This window comes from Bordetella flabilis, assembly GCF_001676725.1.
In the GTDB taxonomy this organism is placed as follows: domain Bacteria; phylum Pseudomonadota; class Gammaproteobacteria; order Burkholderiales; family Burkholderiaceae_B; genus Bordetella_C; species Bordetella_C flabilis.
This window is the reverse complement of the sequence record NZ_CP016172.1, coordinates 1,082,316-1,098,341: the sequence shown is the minus strand read 5'-3', so window position 1 is coordinate 1,098,341 and position 16,026 is coordinate 1,082,316. Positions and strand designations below refer to the sequence as shown.

Below are 16,026 nucleotides of genomic sequence, written 5' to 3'. Positions count from 1 at the left end.
GCGCCCACCGGGCGCGGCCCATCGAAGCTCCCCCATGAAGCGCACCCGAATCGACCTGCGAGGACACGTTTTCAAGAATGTCCTCGGTTTCACCTTTCACCATTGGCGGCAGCAGCCCGGCCGCATCTTCCTGATCGGCAGCCTGGTGCTGTTGTCGGCCCTGGCCGATGTAGTCACGCCCATGTACGCCGGCCGGCTCATCGACGCGGTCACCTCGGGCACCGCCGACAATCCGGCCACCTGGCATGCGGCGGTCTGGGCCTTCGGCCTGCTGGTCGGCCTGGGGCTGGCCAGCATGCTGCTGCGCCAATACGCCTTTGCGGTCATATCCTTCATGACGCTCAGGATGATGAGCGGCATCTGCGGCGACGCCTTCCACCGCGTCCAGCGGTTTTCCAGCGACTGGCATGCCAACACCTTCGCCGGCTCGACCGTGCGCAAGATCACGCGCGGCATCTGGGCCCTGGACCTGCTGAACGATACGCTGCTGGTGGCGCTGCTCCCGTCGCTGATCATGCTGGTGGGCGCAACGGCGCTGCTGGGCACGCACTGGCCGGTGATGGGCGCCATCGTGGGGGGCGGCGCGCTTATCTACCTGGCTGTCACCGTGACGCTGTCCCTGGCTTATGTCGCGCCGTCGGCGCGGCTGGCCAATAGCTGGGACACGCGGCTCGGGGGCGCGCTGGCCGACGCCATCAGCTGCAACGCCGTGGTCAAGGCCTTCGGGGCGGAAGCGCGCGAGGAAGCGCGACTCGGCCGCATCGTGAACAAGTGGAAGCGCCGCACCTTGCGGACCTGGCTGCGCGGCACGCTGAACGGCGGCGTGCAGGGCATCATGCTGGTCGTCATGCGCACCGCCATGGTGGGCGCCGCCCTGCTCCTGTGGGCCGGCGACCGCGCCAACGCGGGCGATATCGCGTTCGCGCTGACGATGTTCTTCATCCTGCAGGGGTATATGCGCGACGTCGGCATGCACGTGCGCAACCTGCAGCGTTCGGTCAACGACATGGAGGAACTGGTCGGCATGGCGCGGCAGCCGCTCGGCATCGCGGACCGGCCCGGCGCGCGGCCCATCTCCATCACGCGGGGCGATATCCGCTTCGACCACGTCACCTTCCAGTACGGCGGCCACGCCACGCCGCTGTACAAGGACTTCACCCTGCACATCGCGCCCGGCGAGCGCGTGGGCCTGGTCGGACATTCCGGCTCCGGCAAGACCACCCTGGTGAAGCTCATCCAGCGCATGTACGACCTGAACGCCGGCGCGATCACCATCGACGGACAGGACATCGCGCAAGTCCAGCAGTCGTCGCTGCGCGAACAGATCGCCATCGTGCAGCAGGAACCCATCCTGTTCCACCGCACCCTGGCCGAGAACATCGCCTACGCGCGTCCGGGCGCTTCGCGCGCCGATATCGAAGCCGCGGCGCGCCTGGCCAGCGCGCATGACTTCATCACGACGCTGCCGCGCGGCTACGAAACCCTGGTGGGCGAGCGAGGCGTCAAGCTTTCCGGCGGCGAGCGCCAGCGCGTGGCCATTGCGCGCGCCTTCCTGGCCAACGCCCGTGTCCTCATCCTGGACGAGGCCACCTCCAGCCTGGACAGCGAAAGCGAAATGCTGATCCAGCAAGCCATGGAACGGCTCATGGTGGGCCGCACCACGCTGGTGGTTGCGCACCGCCTGTCGACGGTGCGGTCGCTGGATCGGCTGATCGTGCTGGAAAAAGGCCGCATCGTCGAACAAGGCACCCACGACGCCCTGGTCCAGCTGCCCGATGGCGTATACCGCCGCCTGTACGAGCGGCAAGCCTTGTCGCTGACCAGCGGGCCGCAGGCGCAGGACCTGCCCCACGCGCTGCGCAGCGCATGAGACGCGTGCCGCCATGGCGACCGTCCTGCGTCTGCTGATCGTGATCGCCCTGGCCGCCGGCGCCTGGTGGCTATGGCCGCGCCTGCCGGATGCGTGGCGCGCGCCCTGGCACATGGCGCGGCTGTCCCTGCAGGAGGCGCCAAACTCGCTGCCCGTACCGGTATCCGGGGTCACGCCACGCCAGCTCGTCGACACCTGGAACGCCGCACGATCGGAAGGCCGGAAGCATCAGGGAATCGACATCTTCGCGCGCCGCGGCACGCCGGTGCTCAGCGCGACCGAAGGCGTGGTCACGCGCGTCGGCACCAATAGCCTGGGCGGCAAGGTGGTCTGGGTCTACGGCCCCGGACGGCAGATGCACTACTATGCCCACCTGGATGACTACGCGGACGTCCAGCCCGGCGACCATGTCGTCGCGGGAACGCCGCTGGGCTATGTCGGCAACACCGGCAACGCCCGCACGACGCCGCCCCACCTGCACTACGGCGTCTACGCGCCAGGCGGGGCCATCAATCCGTATCCGCTGCTTACCGCGCCGCCTCGGACAGCCGGCACCCCTTCGCCCGCGCCGCCATGACCTCCGCCTTGCTGATCATCGATGTCCAGCACGGACTGTTCGCGCCGCAGCCGCGCCCCGGCCGTGCCGAGGAAACGCTGGGGCAGATCAACGCCGCCATCCGGGCGGCCCGCGCCGCCGGCGCGCCGGTGATCTTCGTCCAGCACGAGGATCGCCATCTGGTGCCGGGCACGCCGGCCTGGGAACTGGACGCCGCCCTGCAGGCCGCGGCCGACGACCCGCGGATCCGCAAGTCCGCGTCCGACGCCTTCCTGCGCACCGGCCTTGCGCGGATCCTGGAAGCGCAGGGTACGCGCCATCTGGTCGTGTGCGGCTACGCCAGCGAGTTCTGCGTGGACAGCACGGTCCGGCACGCGGCGGCACTGGGCTATGACGTGACGCTGGTGGCCGATGCGCACACCACGCACGACAAGCCGCATGCGGACGCGGACCGCATACGCCTGCACCACAACGCCACGCTGGCCGCCATCGGCAGTTATGGCGTGATGATCGAAGCCCTGCCCGTGGCGCAGCTGGCCTTCCGGACGGCGGCCATGCGGGCGTAGGCGCTGCTACGGTTTGGCGCCAGTGCCGGCGGCAGCCGGCCGGGCAATCAACCCAAAGACGCTCGACGCCCTGCCCGCCGTGACGAACACTTCGCGCCGTACCACGCGCGGGGCGCTTTTATACTTCCGGCTTGATGTACGGAAGGAGGCAACATGCCAATGAAACTGCGGTCGACGATGAATCCGCGGGTCTTCTGGGGCGCAACGGGCATCGTTGCGCTGTTCCTGGCGGTGGGCGTCCTGTTTCCCCACCGGGCCGAAAGCTTCTTCAGCCATTTGCAAAGCGGGATCATCAACGGCTTCGGCTGGTTCTACATCCTGGCGGTGGCCATTTTCCTGGGCGCGGCGGTTTTCCTGGCCGTCAGCCGGTACGGCAACCTGAAGCTGGGCCCGGACGACGCCACGCCTGAATACAGCTATCCCACCTGGCTGGCGATGCTGTTCGCGGCGGGCATGGGCATCGGCCTAATGTTCTTTGCCGTGGCCGAACCCATCCAGCATTTCTCCGCGCCGCCGGAAGGCCAGGGCGGCACCATCGCCGCCGCCCGCCAGGCCATGGTCATCACGTTTTTCCATTGGGGCGTGCACGCCTGGGCGATCTACGGCATCGTCGGCCTGTCGCTGGCGTACTTCAGCTTTCGCTACAACCTGCCGCTGACCGTACGCTCCGGGCTGTATCCCTTGCTGCGCGAGCGCATCAACGGCTGGATGGGCGACACCGTCGATATCTTCGCCGTATGCGGCACCCTGTTCGGCATCGCCACATCCATGGGCTTCGGCGTGCTGCAGATCAACGCCGGCCTGGCGCACCTGGTGGGCCTGCCGCAGAACGACTGGGTGCACGTCGTGCTGATCGCCGGGGTCACGGCCCTGGCGACGCTGTCCGTGGTCAGCGGCCTGGATGTCGGCATCCGCCGGCTTTCGGAACTGAACCTGCTCCTGGCCATTACGCTGATGCTGTTCGTGCTTGCCGCCGGGCCCACCGTCTTTCTGCTGAAAGCTTTCGTGCAGAACATCGGCGCCTACCTGGACAACTTCTTCCTGCGCACCTTCAACATCTACGCCTACCGCCCGCGCGACTGGATGAGCAGCTGGACCCTGTTCTATTGGGCGTGGTGGATCGCGTGGTCGCCCTTCGTCGGCATGTTCATCGCGCGGATTTCGCGCGGCCGCACGGTGCGCCAGTTCGTCCTCAGCGTCCTGCTGGCGCCGGCGCTGTTCACCTTCCTGTGGATGACGGTCTTCGGCAACACCGCCATATTCCTCGACATGGGTACGGCGGCCGGCCAGATCTCCGCCGAGGTCGCCAAGGATGTCCCGATCGCGCTATTCCAGTTCCTGCAGCGGTTGCCATGGTCGGGCGTGACGTCGACACTGGCCGTGCTGCTGGTGGCGGTATTTTTCGTCACGTCGGCCGATTCCGGGTCGCTGGTCATCGACACCCTGGCCGCCGGCGGTGTGGAAGACGCACCGGTATGGCAACGCATTTACTGGTGCAGCCTGGAGGGGCTGGCCGCCGCCTTGCTCATGCTGGCGGGCGGCTTGTCCGCCTTGCAGACCGTCACGCTGGCCAGCGCCCTGCCCTTCGCCATCATCATGCTGCTGCTGGTCGTCGGCCTGGTGCGCGGCATGCGCGCCGACATGGCGCGCACGCAGACCCTGGTCGCCAGCCCGTCCCGGGCTCCCGGCGCCGAGCCGAACTGGCGCGCGCGGGTGCATGCCATCCTGCACACCCCGACACGCGAAGAAGTGCTGCGCTTCATCGACGAGGTCGCCGCGCCCGCGCTACGCGACGTGGCCGCGGAGATCAGCCGGCGCGGCCGGCCGGCGCACGTCGCACGCCAGGAAGACGGCATGCTCACCCTGACCGTGCCGGCGGAAGGCGCGCGCGACTTCAGCTATGGAATACAGGCGCAGCGGCACCTGCTCCCCGTTTTCTCGGCCGCGGGCACCACCGGATCGGATGCACGGCGGCCGCACGAATGGCATGCCCGCACGGTCTTTCCCGGCGGCCGCGCCGGCTACGATGTCATGGGCTGTACGGCCGGGCAACTGATCAACGATGTGCTGACCCAGTTCGAACGCTACCAGGCGATCGTCTCGTCCCGTGAAACCGCCCTGTACGTCGGCTCCCCGGACCGCAATCGCTGATGGCGCAAGGCCGCAGGCACGGCGCGCCGCGGCCGCATGCAGCCTTCGGTCCGCCGGCGGATACGCGCCCTGGGGCACACCGGTACGCGGCGGGCCCGGCGCGTCAGCGCGCGGGCCTGGCCGAAGCTGACAGCGTCAGTTGATCGGCGCGTCCTTCATACGCGATATCCGAGCGGAACGCCCAGGTGCTGCTCTCGAAATGCAGCGGAATGCTGGGCAGCAGCGCCAGCGTGCGCTGCACCGACTCCTGCAGCAGCTTTTCCCGTTGCGCCGGATCCACCGTCGTAATGGCCTGCCGGAACACCTTGTCCAGCTCCGCGTCGGAAAACCCGCCGTAATTGCTGGTCCCCAGACCCCGCTCCGTATCCGTCGACGTCACCCAATACGTCAGGAAGGATGAAGCCTCGCCGGTATCCGAGCCCCAGCCGCCCATGGCGAAACTGAACTCGCGCTTGGCCCGCCGCGGAAAAAACACGGAGCGCGTCATTGCGTCCACTTCCGTCTTGATCCCCACGCGCGACAGATACTGCGCCACGGCCTGCGCGACCCCGGCATCGTTGATGTAGCGGTCGTTGGTCGCCGCCAGCGTCATCGAAAAGCCATTAGGATACCCGGCCTGCGCCAGCAGCTTCCTGGCCTCGGCCGGGTCGTACTTCAGCACGGGCGCGTGCGGCAAGGTGCCGAACATGCCGTCGGGCAGGAACTGGTTGGCCGGCGTCGCCGCGCCGTCCATGATGCGGTCGGTGATCGCCTTGCGGTCGATCGCCATCGAGATCGCCTGCCGGACCCGCAGGTCCTGCAAGGGATTCTTCCCGTCCGGCGCGCTGACCTGCGGGCTGGGACTGCGCGCCACATCCATTTGCAGGAAGAGCACCCGCACAGAAGGCGTGACCACGTACTTGAATTTGGGATCGCCCTGCAGCCGCTTCAGGTCGCGCGCCGCGGGGTTTTCGATCAGGTCGAAGTCGCCCGCCAACAGGCCGGTCAGGCGCGGGCCGGCGCTGGGCACCGGCACCATGCGGACCTCGGTCCACGCCGGCTTGCCGCCCCAGTAGGCCTCGTTGCGGGCCAGCGTGATCCCGGTGCCCCGCACGAAGGACTTCACGGTGAATGGGCCGGTCCCGATCGCATTCTTGCCGGAATTGAAGTCTTCCATCTTCGGCCACGGCCCCGTCACCCCGCAATTGCGGTCCGGGTCGAAGCTGATCGCGCCGTGTTCGGCGATGCCGTTCCACAGTATCCACATCCGCGACAAGTCGTTGGCCAACAGCGGATACGGCGCCTTCGTGGTGACCAGCAGGGTCGAACCGTCCTTGACCTGCACCTTGTCGATCTTGCGGGCGATATTCGCGTACGAACCGGCAATGGCCTGGGGATTGTTCAGCACCCGGCAAAACGTGAAGATGACGTCCTCCGGCGTGAAGGGCGCGCCGTTCGAGAACTTCACGCCCTGCCGCAGGGTGAACGCCCATGTCGTGTCGTCCACCGGCTTCCAGGACGTCGCCAGGCCCGGCACCAGCTTCATGCCGGCATCCTGCGCGACCAGCGTCTCGAACACATGCGCCGCAAGGGCATCGTTGGGGGTGGCCTGGTGATAGTGCGGGTCCATCGACGTCGGCTCGGAGGCCAGGCCGATGCGCAAGGTCTGGCCCTGCGCCAGCGCGGACCACATCGCCAGGGCGGCGATCAACGTACGTACGATCATGGTTACCCCTCGCGTCGCCCGGGCCGCGAGCCGCTGGGCGCGTCTCGGTACCGGCCTGCCCCGGGCATCTTCGGCCCGTCATGGCAGGCCATTCTAGCAACGCGATACCCATCGCATGCCATCCGGCCTGCGGGGTTTACCCGGGGTGCCTGCGTGTCAGGACTTGGCGCCCTGCAGCTCCGGCACATTGCCGGGCTCGTCGTACACCGCCATCTGGTCGGACACGCGCTCCACGCCATCCATGCCCGCGATGGACGAGACGAGCCTGTCGCGTTCGCCGGCCAGCACATGCCCGGTCAGCAGCACATTGCCGCCGGCCACGCCCACATTGATCGAGCCCGGCGTACTGACCAGGCGTCCCAGCGCGCTGCGGATGCGCTCGCGCAACTGCCCATCGGTGGCCGGCCCCCCCGTCATGCCCATGGCGGAACGCGCCCCATACGCGGCGCCCTGCAATTCCCCGGCCGCGCGCCGCGCATTGCGGGCCAGGTAGCGGCTGGCTTCGTTGCGCCGCGCGACCATCTGGTCGCGCAGCATGGCGCGCCGGCGGCGGCCCAGTTCCGGGTCCAGGTAGTACATGGCGGCGGCGCCCAGCGCGACAGCCACGATCGAATCGCTCAGTTTCATAGGTCCTCCCGAACCAAAGGTAAACGGTGCCCCCAGCCTTGGCGCGCCCGCATTCGACATGCCCGTCCATGTGCGATGGCCCGCATCGATGCAGCTCCGCGTCGTGTGGCGGCGCGCGGATCACGGCCCCGCCGCTGGCGGTTGCGTCCCGCCCGAACGCAATGCGGGCCCAACGTTGGGCAGGAATTACGCGCCGCCGTAAGCCGGGCGAGGCCATCGCAATAACGGTGGCGCCGCCGGGCCGGCCTGGCGCCGCTACGGGACAGGCGCGGCGTCGGGCAGGTACGCTTCCTCGAGCAGCGCCAGCGCGCTGTCCAGCACGGCAGGGACCTCCGGCATGGCAGAGCCCCCGACCACGCGGTGCGGGCCGCCGGCCGGCGGACCCCAGCGCAAAGGGTCCGTGGCCAGGAACACGACCACGCTGGGCACGTGCAAGGCGGCGGACAGCTGGGCTACCTCGGTATCGTTGGACACCAGCAGCCGCGCGCGCGACAGCAGCGCCGCATGACCGCCGAGCGACATATCGCAGGCCGCGATGCAGGCGGGATGCCGCATCTGCGCGGCGACCTTCTGTGCCAGCAACCGCTCCCCCTGCGAGCCCGTCAATATCACCCGCAGGCCACGCGCGGCCAGCACGTCGCCGACTTGCGCGAAGTACCTGGGCGGCCAGCACGTGGCGCTGTCCCGTCCGCCCGGCTGCAGGCAAACATAGGGCTGATGCGTGCACGATTCCAGGTCGGGATACCGATGCAGCTCGGCACGGTCCGCCGGAAGCAAAGGAAATTCGAGCCGCTCGTCGGAGACATCGGCATCCAGGTACTGTTCCAGCAGATAGAGAGTGCGCCGCACCTCATGGCGATCCGATGGATAAGGCCATACCCGTACCGACGCGGCATCGTCCGCGTTGCCCAGGCCGACCGCCTCCCGGCCGCCGAACTGCGCCACAACCCGATTGCTGGTGGGCCCGGCGCCATGCAATTGCAGGCAGCGATCGAAGCGCTGCGCGTGCATACAGGCGAAGAAGGCATCCAGGTCGTCAGGCCGTGCGGTGGCCTCCGGCAGGCCGGGATAGCCCGGGAATTCGAAGAAGCGATCCAGGTAGTGCGCATAGCGGGTCTGGAATGCGCGGGCCCATGGCAGCCCGACCAGCGCGATGTCGGCGCCGGGCAGCCGCTTGCGCAAAGCCCTGAACGCCGGCACGGCGCACAGCATATCGGCCAGGTTCAAGGCCCGGAACACCGCCACCCGCGGGGCCGTGATGCCGGCCCTGCCGGGCGGGTCCATGACACCGGACATCCCGCCTGCGCCCGGGGTGGACAGGTTATGCCCGGACCGCCCGATGGCGCCGGCGTCGGTATCGCGCGCCCCGCGGCTCACGCGCGCGCCAGTCGATCGCCATTCCGCGCGGGCCTGCCGCCGTGCTCGCGCGCATTCCCACGGAGGGTGTCGAAACTGGCGGTGGCGCACGTCGTGACTTCGTGGGTGGTGGCTCGGGCCATATTGCTCTCCTGTCAAAACCCGAGCCAGGCGCAACCGATATGCCCGGACCTCAGCCCACCGCCGGCACCGCCTTCATGCCGCGCGCGCTCCGGTAGTCCATGCTGTAGCGGCCCGCACCGTGCAGGGCGACCATGAACATGCCGCCCGCGATGGCCAGGTTCTTCAGGAAGTTCGTCATTTGGACGGGATCGCCGATCGCACGATGGAACACCAGCGCCGACACGATGCTGAAGACGCCCAGCACTATGGCCGCCAGACGGGTACGGTAGCCCAGCAGCAGCAGCGTCCCGCCGCCCAGCTCGATGAGCAAAGCCGCGGCGTAGCTAAGCAGCGGCATGGGCAGTCCGGCCGCCGTGATGTAGGCGATGGTGCCGGCCGGCGCGATGGCCTTGCCGACACCGGCCACGAGGAAAAGCGCGGCAAGCAGCATGCGGCTGACGAACTGGGGCAACGCGGGACTGGCGGGCCCCGCAGCAGCGGGCCTTGCGGAAGAAGTGGAGGTGGACGTCTTCATGGCGACCCTTGGGAAAGAAGAATGGCGGCCAGCATAGGCATTGCCCTCTACTCTAGGAAGCCTATATATTTCGATCCATTCCATCCAATTTCTGGATATCTATGCTGGACGCCATCTCGCTGGACCAGTTGCGTACCTTCGTGGCGGCCGCGGAAACAGGCAGCTTCTCGGCCGCGGGCCGCAAGCTGCGCCGCGCGCAATCGGTAGTGAGCCACACGCTGGCGAACCTGGAAGCGCAGACCGGCGTGCGGCTGTTCGACCGCACCGGCCGCTACCCCGTACTGACCGAGGCGGGCACCGCCCTGCTGCACGAGGCGCGCGTGGTCCTGAACGGGGTGAATGGGTTCAAGGCCAAGGCCCGGTCCATGGCGGAGGGGCTCGAAGCCGAACTGTCCGTGGTCATCGATGTCATGTATCCCATGCAGGCCCTGACACAGGCGGTCGGCGAGTTCAAGGTCGCCTTCCCGCATACGCCGCTGCGCCTGTATGTGGAAGCGCTGGGCGGCGTATTGAAACCGGTGCTCGACGGCACCTGCAGGCTGGGCGTGATCGGCAGCCTGCCGATCATTCCAGACACGGTGCAGGCCGAACCGCTGCTCGACGTGCCCATGGTCAAGGTAGTCGCGCCTACGCATCCCCTGGCCTCGTTCGACGGCGAGATCACGCCAGCCGTCCTGTCGCGCCACGTGCAACTGGTATTGACCGACCGCACCGAGCTGACCGATGGCAATAACTACGGGGTGTTCTCGCAACAGACCTGGCGCCTGGCCGACATGGGCGCCAAGCACGCCTTCCTTTGCGCCGGATTCGGCTGGGGCCATATGCCGCTGGGCATGGTGCATTCCCAGCTGCAAAGCGGCGAACTGGTCGCGCTGACGCGGGAAAGCGCGACTTGCCGCGTCCAGCCCATCGCGGTGCTGGCGGTGTATCGGCAGGACCATCCGCCCGGACCGGCGGGTCGCCGGTTCCTGGATTTGCTCAAGGACGGAAGCCGCGCGTGCCCGACGCTGGCGCCGCCGTCCGGCCCCGTCGCGGGCGGCCAGGCCTGAGGGCAGGAGCGCGGGTGGCCGGCCCCACCGCCACCTTCCAGGGCCCTCCCGCCCCTTCCGGGTCTGACCGCCTTGGCGGCTAGGGGCAGCCTTTGCGGCATTGCCGCCCTCGCCGCCAACCGCCGGCGCCAGCCCGCCACGGCCGGCCTACGCGAGCCGCCCCCAAGGACGGCCGGTTACCCGAGCAGGAATCAAGGCTTGGCGACGGTGTCCAGGCCGGTCGCCTTCACGACCGGGGCGGCCTGTGGCGACGACAGGTATTTCAGCAGCGCGGCGGCCTCCTGCGGATGCGCCGCGCCAACCGGCACACCGCCGGCGAAGCGCGTAATGGACTGCACGGATGCGGGGATCTTCCCAACGAACGTTATGCCCGGGACCGGCAACAGTTCGCTGACCTGCTGGAAGCCCAGTTGGTACTTGCCATCGGCCACCTGCGAGGCCACCGGGATCTTCGGCACCATGGTGGCCTTGGACTTGACCTGCGTCTCGATACCCAGCTTCTTGAACAGCTCTTTCTCGATGTACACGCCGCTGGCGCTGTCCGAATACGCGATGGACTTGGCGCCCAGCAGCGTCTTTTTCAGCGCGGCCTCGGTGGAGATATCCGGCTTCGGCTGTCCCTTGCGGACCACCATCCCGATCGCCGAATCGGCCAGCTCCACGCGCGAGGCCGGGTCCACCATCCCCTGCTTGATCAGGTCATCCAGCGCATAGCCCACCATGATCACCACATCCGCCGGTTCGTGCCGCGCCAGGCGGTTCGGGATGGCTTCCGGCGTCTTGCCCATCGAAGGCCCGTGCTCGGTGACCAGCTTATTGCCCGTGGCCTGGGTGTACTGCGGACCGAGCTTGTTGTACGCCGCGGAAAAACCGCCCGAGATCAGGACATGCAGTTCCGCCGCGTGGACCGGCGCGAACACCAGCGACGAAGCCAGCAGGGATCCGGCGAAAAGGGTGCGTAGGGTAGGTTTCATGGTCTCCTCGGTATGACAGTGGGAAGAAAATCTTCGCGCCGGGCCGCTTCGCGCGACACCTATTGCGCCTGCGTGGCGACGCGCGCGGCGGCGCCCGTGCGTGCGTAAAGCACCAGCGTCGCGCCAAAGGCGCAGACCGCCGCGAACGTCATCCAGTAGGCGGGCGCCGCGCGGTCGCCGGTGATGTGGATAAGCTCTGTCGATATCGCCGGCGTGAAACCGCCGAACAGGGCCGTGGCCAGGCTGTAGGCCACCGAAAAGCCGGCCACGCGCACCGCCTTGGGCATTACCTCCGTCAGGGCCGCCACCATGGCGCCGTTGTAGATGCCATAGAGAAACGACAGCCACAACAGCACGGCAAGCATCTTGAAGAAGGTGGGCTCATGCGCCAGGAAGGTCAGCGCGGGATAGGCGGTGAGGATGGTCAGCGCGGTCATGGTCAACAGCACGGACTTGCGGCCGATACGGTCGGAGATCGCGCCGCCGACAGGCAGCCAGATGAAGTTGGTGACGCCCACGCATAGCGTCACCAGCAGGCTGTCCGAGGTACTGAGATGCAGCACGGTTTTGCCGAAGGTCGGCGCATATACCGTGATGAGATAGAAGGCTGTGGTCGTCATGGCCACCAGCAGCGCGCCGCCCAGCATCAGCTTCCAGTTGGCGGCCAGCGCCGTGGCCGCTTCGCGCAGGGTGGGCCGATGCGTCTGCGCCTTGAACTCCTGGGTTTCCTCCAGCCGGCGGCGCAGCACGAAGATGAAAGGGATAATCATGCAGCCGACGAAAAACGGCACCCGCCATCCCCACGCCGCGATCGTCGCCGCGTCCATCCAGCGGTTCAGGCCGAAGCCCAGCGCGGCGGCCACCACGATGGACACCTGCTGGCTGCCGGACTGCCAACTGGTGTAGAAACCCTTGTGGCCGGGCGTGGCCATCTCGGACAGGTACACCGACACACCGCCCAGCTCGGCTCCGGCCGAGAACCCTTGCAGCAGCCGCCCCAGCAGCACCAGCGCAGGCGCCAACAGGCCGATGGACGCGTGTCCCGGCACGAAAGCGATCAGCACCGTACCGGTCGCCATCAGCGAAAGCGTCAGGATCAGGCCCTTGCGGCGCCCCACCCTGTCGATATAGGCGCCCAGGACCACCGCGCCCAGGGGCCGCATCAGGAAGCCGGCGCCGAAGACCGCGAAGGTCTGCATCAGCGACGCGAAATCGCTGCTCGCGGGGAAAAACACCGCGGCGATCTGCGTGGCATAGAAGCCGAACAGGAAAAAGTCGAACTGCTCGAGGAAATTGCCCGCGGTGACGCGCACGACCATACGGGCGACCGATGTAGCTGAAGGGTGGGTACTGGCGCTGGTTTGCGGCATGCTCGCGGGTTCCTGGTTGGGTGTGCCACACATCCCAACACGGCCACAAGCATTGCTGAAGGGAGTGAAACGAAACAAATTGCTTCGAACGCAGATCGTTACAGCGATTCCGGCGCGCTTGGCAAATACTTCATATCGCCGGCCGCACGCGGCGCTGGGCAGGCGGCCCGGCGCTTCCGTCGGCCGCGAGGCCACACGTTAGACCGTCCACCTGACGGCCGCATTAAAGGACAGGGGCACGAACGCCTGCCCACCACAATGGAGCAGACCCATCATGGCCATTCAACCTATCCCCGAGGGCTTCCACACCGTCACGCCCTTCCTCAACATCAAGGACGCCAGGGCCTTCATCGCCTTCCTTGAAAAGGCATTCGACGCACGGCTGCTGTTTTGCATGGATACGCCGGAGGGCAAGGTCCGGCATGCGCAGGTCCGCATCGGCGACTCCATGGTCATGGTCAGCGAGTCCTGCGACCAATGGCCCGCCATGCCGGCCGCGCTCTATCTGTATGTGCCGGACGTCGATGCCGTCTACGCGCGAGCCGTCGCGGCCGGCGCCACGTCGATCATGGCGCCGGCCGACCAGTTCTATGGCGACCGTAACGCCGGCGTGCACGACGCCTATGGCAACGTCTGGTGGATCGGAACGCATATCGAGGATGTGCCGCCGGACGAACTGGAACGACGCGGCAAAGCCGCGTCCGCGCGGCAAAATTGAACTCGTCGACAACCATTGCTGGCCTTGGGTGGCTGGCAGCGGATGCCGGCATGAGTGGCTGGCATGGGCGGCATGCATGGATCGCGGAAAGCCATCCCGGTTCAACACCGGGCCCGGCGCTTGCTTATGCGCGACCGCAAACCGGCGGGCCGGCCCGAGCCGGCGCGCATTCCACCGAAGGGACCGGTACGCGGCTGCGTCCGGCCCCCCGGGCCCGCACCAAGCGAGGATCATCATGAAGCAAACCGCAACCTCTTTGCTTTTCGCCATCGGCATGGCCGCGGCGATGTCTTCGACCCCGTTGCTGGCGCAAGGCGTTCAGCAATCGATCACGGAAAAACGCGTCGATGTGGTGCCCCTGGCCACCGGCTATCGCGCCTCCAAGATCCTGGGGGCCGACGTCCAGAACAGCGACAGGGACAAGATCGGGACCATCGACGACATCATCGTCACCTCGGCGGATCAGGAGCCCTACGCCATCCTGTCCGTGGGTGGCTTCCTGGGCATGGGCACGCGCCTGGTCGCCGTACCGTTCAAGCGGCTGCAGGTCGTCGACAAGCATATGCGCATGGAAGGCGCGACGAAGGAATCGCTGCGCGCGCTGCCAGAGTTCCGCTACGCGGACAACTGATATGGAAGCCGTCGCCACGCCGACCGGGGCGCCGCCCGGAGACAACCGCCTGGCCCGCGTCATGGGCCCCAAACTGCTGTTGCTGTTCATCATCGGGGACATCCTGGGCACCGGGATCTATGCCTTGACGGGCCAGGTGGCGCACGAAGTCGGGGGCGCCGCGTGGGTGCCGTTCCTGGTAGCCTTCGGCGTCGCGCTGCTCACCGCGCTGTCGTATCTGGAACTGGTCACCAAGTATCCCCAGGCGGCCGGCGCGGCGCTGTATGTGCACAAGGCCTTCGGCGTGCATTTCCTGACGTTCATCGTGTGCTTCGCCGTGATGTGCTCCGGCCTGACCTCCGCGGCCACCGCATCGCGCGCCTTCGCCGCCAATATGTTCCTGGCGCTCGGCGTGAAGGCCGACGGCGGCGTCGTCATGGCGGGCGCGCTGGGGTTCCTGCTGTTGATCATGCTGTTGACCCTGCGCGGCGCGGCGCACAGCATCAAGACCAATGTGGTCCTGACACTCGTCGAGCTGAGCGGGCTGCTGCTGGTGATCGTGCTGGGTTATTATGCGATTGCCGGCGGCCAGGCGGACCTGTCGCGCGCCATTGCCTTCGACACGCCGGAAGACAAGAGCATCTTCCTGGCCATCACGTCGGCCACCACGCTCGCGTTCTTCGCCATGGTGGGCTTCGAGGATTCGGTCAACATGGCCGAGGAGACGCACTCGCCCAGCCGCATCTTTCCCAAAGTCATGCTGACGGGGCTGGGCATCACCGCGGTCATCTACGTCCTGGTGTCGATCTGCTCCGTGGCCCTGGTGCCGGTGGGCGAATTGGCCGCCAGCGCCACGCCGCTGGTGCTGGTGGTAAAGCGCGCCGCGCCCGGCCTGCCTACCGAAACCATCATGCCGATCATCTCCATGTTCGCCGTCGCCAATACCGCGCTGATGAACATGATGATGGCCAGCCGCCTGTTGTATGGCATGGCCAACCAGGGCGTGCTGCCCGGCTTCCTGGCGCGCGTGCATGCGCGCACGCGCACGCCGTGGACGGCGATCCTGTTCACCACCGCCATCGGCCTGGGCCTGACCATCCTGGTTTCGCGCTCGGAATCGCAGGCCGTGCGCGCCCTGGGCGGCACCACGGCATTGCTGCTGCTGGGCGTATTCACCTTCGTGAACATCTGCGTGCTGGTGCTGCGGCGCAAGCGCGTGGAGCACCAGCACTTCCGTACCCCGACCTGGGTTCCGTGGCTCGGCGCGGCGACCTGCCTGTTCCTGGTCACCCCGCTGACGGGACGCGATCCGGTGCAATACCGCGTGGCCGGCTGGCTCTTGCTGCTGGGTATCGTCATGTGGCTGATCACCCTGGCCACGCACCGGAAATCGGGCATGCGCCTGGACCCCGAACGCCTCGACCCCGACAAGCCCGGCTCCCCACCGTAGGCTGTCCCGCCGCGCGCAATCCCGGGCCCGCCCTGCGCAGGCCCGGGGCCTCCGAAACCCATATCGACGCCGCCTCCCACCGCCGTACCCGGCGGTGGCGGTGGGGGTCGGGCGGCTGCCCAACGACCACCCGGATGCGCGTCGTAGCCCGCATCGCGGCACGTCGCTCCCTGCTTTGCCGAACGCGGCGCCACGGGTCGATCCGGACACGAGCTACGCCATGTCCTACATGCCGCACGTAGGATTTGCCCCCAAGCTTCACTTCCCAGGCGCAATCATCGGACTAAGTCCCATTTTTGCCGCACCGCCATCTGCCTGTCCCGCCGAAACCTAGACTCTGCGCGTTCCACCGGCCTGCCCGTGCGC

General features: G+C 67.5%; 15 protein-coding genes. 8 read left to right on the top strand and 7 right to left on the bottom strand.

From position 1 onward, the window contains the following. Positions 1 to 34: 34 nt before the first annotated feature. The 4 genes from BAU07_RS04840 to BAU07_RS04825 all read left to right on the top strand — a co-directional run bounded on the left by BAU07_RS04840 (position 35) and on the right by BAU07_RS04825 (position 5,143). Entirely contained in the window at positions 35 to 1,870 is a 1,836-nt protein-coding gene (locus tag BAU07_RS04840; protein WP_066654592.1) for an ABC transporter ATP-binding protein, read from the top strand. Positions 1,871 to 1,883: 13 nt separating this feature from the next. Then, positions 1,884 to 2,447 (top strand): M23 family metallopeptidase, encoded by a 564-nt coding sequence (locus BAU07_RS04835; protein ID WP_066654589.1) that lies wholly within the window; start codon positions 1,884 to 1,886, stop codon positions 2,445 to 2,447. Beyond that, entirely contained in the window at positions 2,444 to 2,992 is a 549-nt protein-coding gene (locus tag BAU07_RS04830; protein WP_066654587.1) for an isochorismatase family protein, read from the top strand. The genes BAU07_RS04835 and BAU07_RS04830 overlap by 4 nt, the downstream gene beginning before the upstream one ends. A 153-nt stretch (positions 2,993 to 3,145) precedes the next feature. Continuing rightward, a complete protein-coding gene (locus BAU07_RS04825; protein WP_066654585.1) occupies positions 3,146 to 5,143 on the top strand; it encodes a BCCT family transporter in 1,998 nt (665 codons plus the stop codon). Between the two features lie 103 nt (positions 5,144 to 5,246). Here the strand turns inward: BAU07_RS04825 and BAU07_RS04820 are convergent, their stop codons facing one another. The 5 genes from BAU07_RS04820 to BAU07_RS04805 all read right to left on the bottom strand — a co-directional run bounded on the left by BAU07_RS04820 (position 5,247) and on the right by BAU07_RS04805 (position 9,489). After that, the gene (locus BAU07_RS04820) at positions 5,247 to 6,848 is read right to left on the bottom strand and encodes an ABC transporter substrate-binding protein (protein ID WP_066654583.1); all 1,602 of its coding nucleotides are present in this window, start codon (positions 6,846 to 6,848) and stop codon (positions 5,247 to 5,249) included. Between the two features lie 156 nt (positions 6,849 to 7,004). Continuing rightward, complete coding sequence (locus BAU07_RS04815; RefSeq protein ID WP_066654581.1) at positions 7,005 to 7,475, bottom strand: BON domain-containing protein; 471 nt, start codon at positions 7,473 to 7,475, stop codon at positions 7,005 to 7,007. A gap of 255 nt (positions 7,476 to 7,730) precedes the next feature. Beyond that, complete coding sequence (locus BAU07_RS04810) at positions 7,731 to 8,852, bottom strand: glycosyltransferase family 9 protein (RefSeq protein WP_084025349.1); 1,122 nt, start codon at positions 8,850 to 8,852, stop codon at positions 7,731 to 7,733. Next, on the bottom strand, positions 8,849 to 8,974 hold the full coding sequence (locus tag BAU07_RS27665; RefSeq protein WP_257739332.1) for a hypothetical protein: 126 nt from the start codon (positions 8,972 to 8,974) through the stop codon (positions 8,849 to 8,851). The genes BAU07_RS04810 and BAU07_RS27665 overlap by 4 nt, the downstream gene beginning before the upstream one ends. A gap of 50 nt (positions 8,975 to 9,024) precedes the next feature. Next, positions 9,025 to 9,489: a DoxX family protein gene (locus BAU07_RS04805; RefSeq protein ID WP_084025347.1), complete on the bottom strand. Its 465-nt coding sequence runs from the start codon at positions 9,487 to 9,489 to the stop codon at positions 9,025 to 9,027. Positions 9,490 to 9,590: 101 nt separating this feature from the next. Between BAU07_RS04805 and BAU07_RS04800 the strand changes: the two genes are divergently transcribed. Beyond that, positions 9,591 to 10,538 carry a LysR family transcriptional regulator gene (locus tag BAU07_RS04800; protein WP_066654579.1) on the top strand — a complete coding sequence of 316 codons (948 nt, stop codon included), beginning with the start codon at positions 9,591 to 9,593 and terminating at the stop codon, positions 10,536 to 10,538. Positions 10,539 to 10,729: 191 nt separating this feature from the next. On the opposite strand, the gene BAU07_RS04795 is transcribed toward BAU07_RS04800, so the two are convergent. Both BAU07_RS04795 and tcuC read right to left on the bottom strand, forming a co-directional pair. After that, positions 10,730 to 11,512, bottom strand: coding sequence for a substrate-binding domain-containing protein (locus tag BAU07_RS04795; RefSeq protein WP_066654577.1), 783 nt, complete (start codon positions 11,510 to 11,512; stop codon positions 10,730 to 10,732). Between the two features lie 59 nt (positions 11,513 to 11,571). Beyond that, positions 11,572 to 12,882 (bottom strand): MFS transporter, encoded by a 1,311-nt coding sequence (tcuC, locus tag BAU07_RS04790; protein ID WP_066654575.1) that lies wholly within the window; start codon positions 12,880 to 12,882, stop codon positions 11,572 to 11,574. Between the two features lie 274 nt (positions 12,883 to 13,156). Here tcuC and BAU07_RS04785 point away from each other — a divergent pair, with 274 nt between their 5' ends. From BAU07_RS04785 to BAU07_RS04775, 3 genes are all read left to right on the top strand, one after another. Then, positions 13,157 to 13,600, top strand: a complete 444-nt coding sequence (locus BAU07_RS04785; RefSeq protein WP_066654573.1) for a VOC family protein — start codon at positions 13,157 to 13,159, stop codon at positions 13,598 to 13,600. A 235-nt stretch (positions 13,601 to 13,835) separates the two neighbouring features. Then, on the top strand, positions 13,836 to 14,231 hold the full coding sequence (locus BAU07_RS04780) for a PRC-barrel domain-containing protein (RefSeq protein ID WP_066654571.1): 396 nt from the start codon (positions 13,836 to 13,838) through the stop codon (positions 14,229 to 14,231). A 1-nt stretch (position 14,232) separates the two neighbouring features. Further along, positions 14,233 to 15,660 (top strand): APC family permease, encoded by a 1,428-nt coding sequence (locus BAU07_RS04775; protein ID WP_066654570.1) that lies wholly within the window; start codon positions 14,233 to 14,235, stop codon positions 15,658 to 15,660. The last annotated feature ends 366 nt before the right edge of the window (positions 15,661 to 16,026 follow it).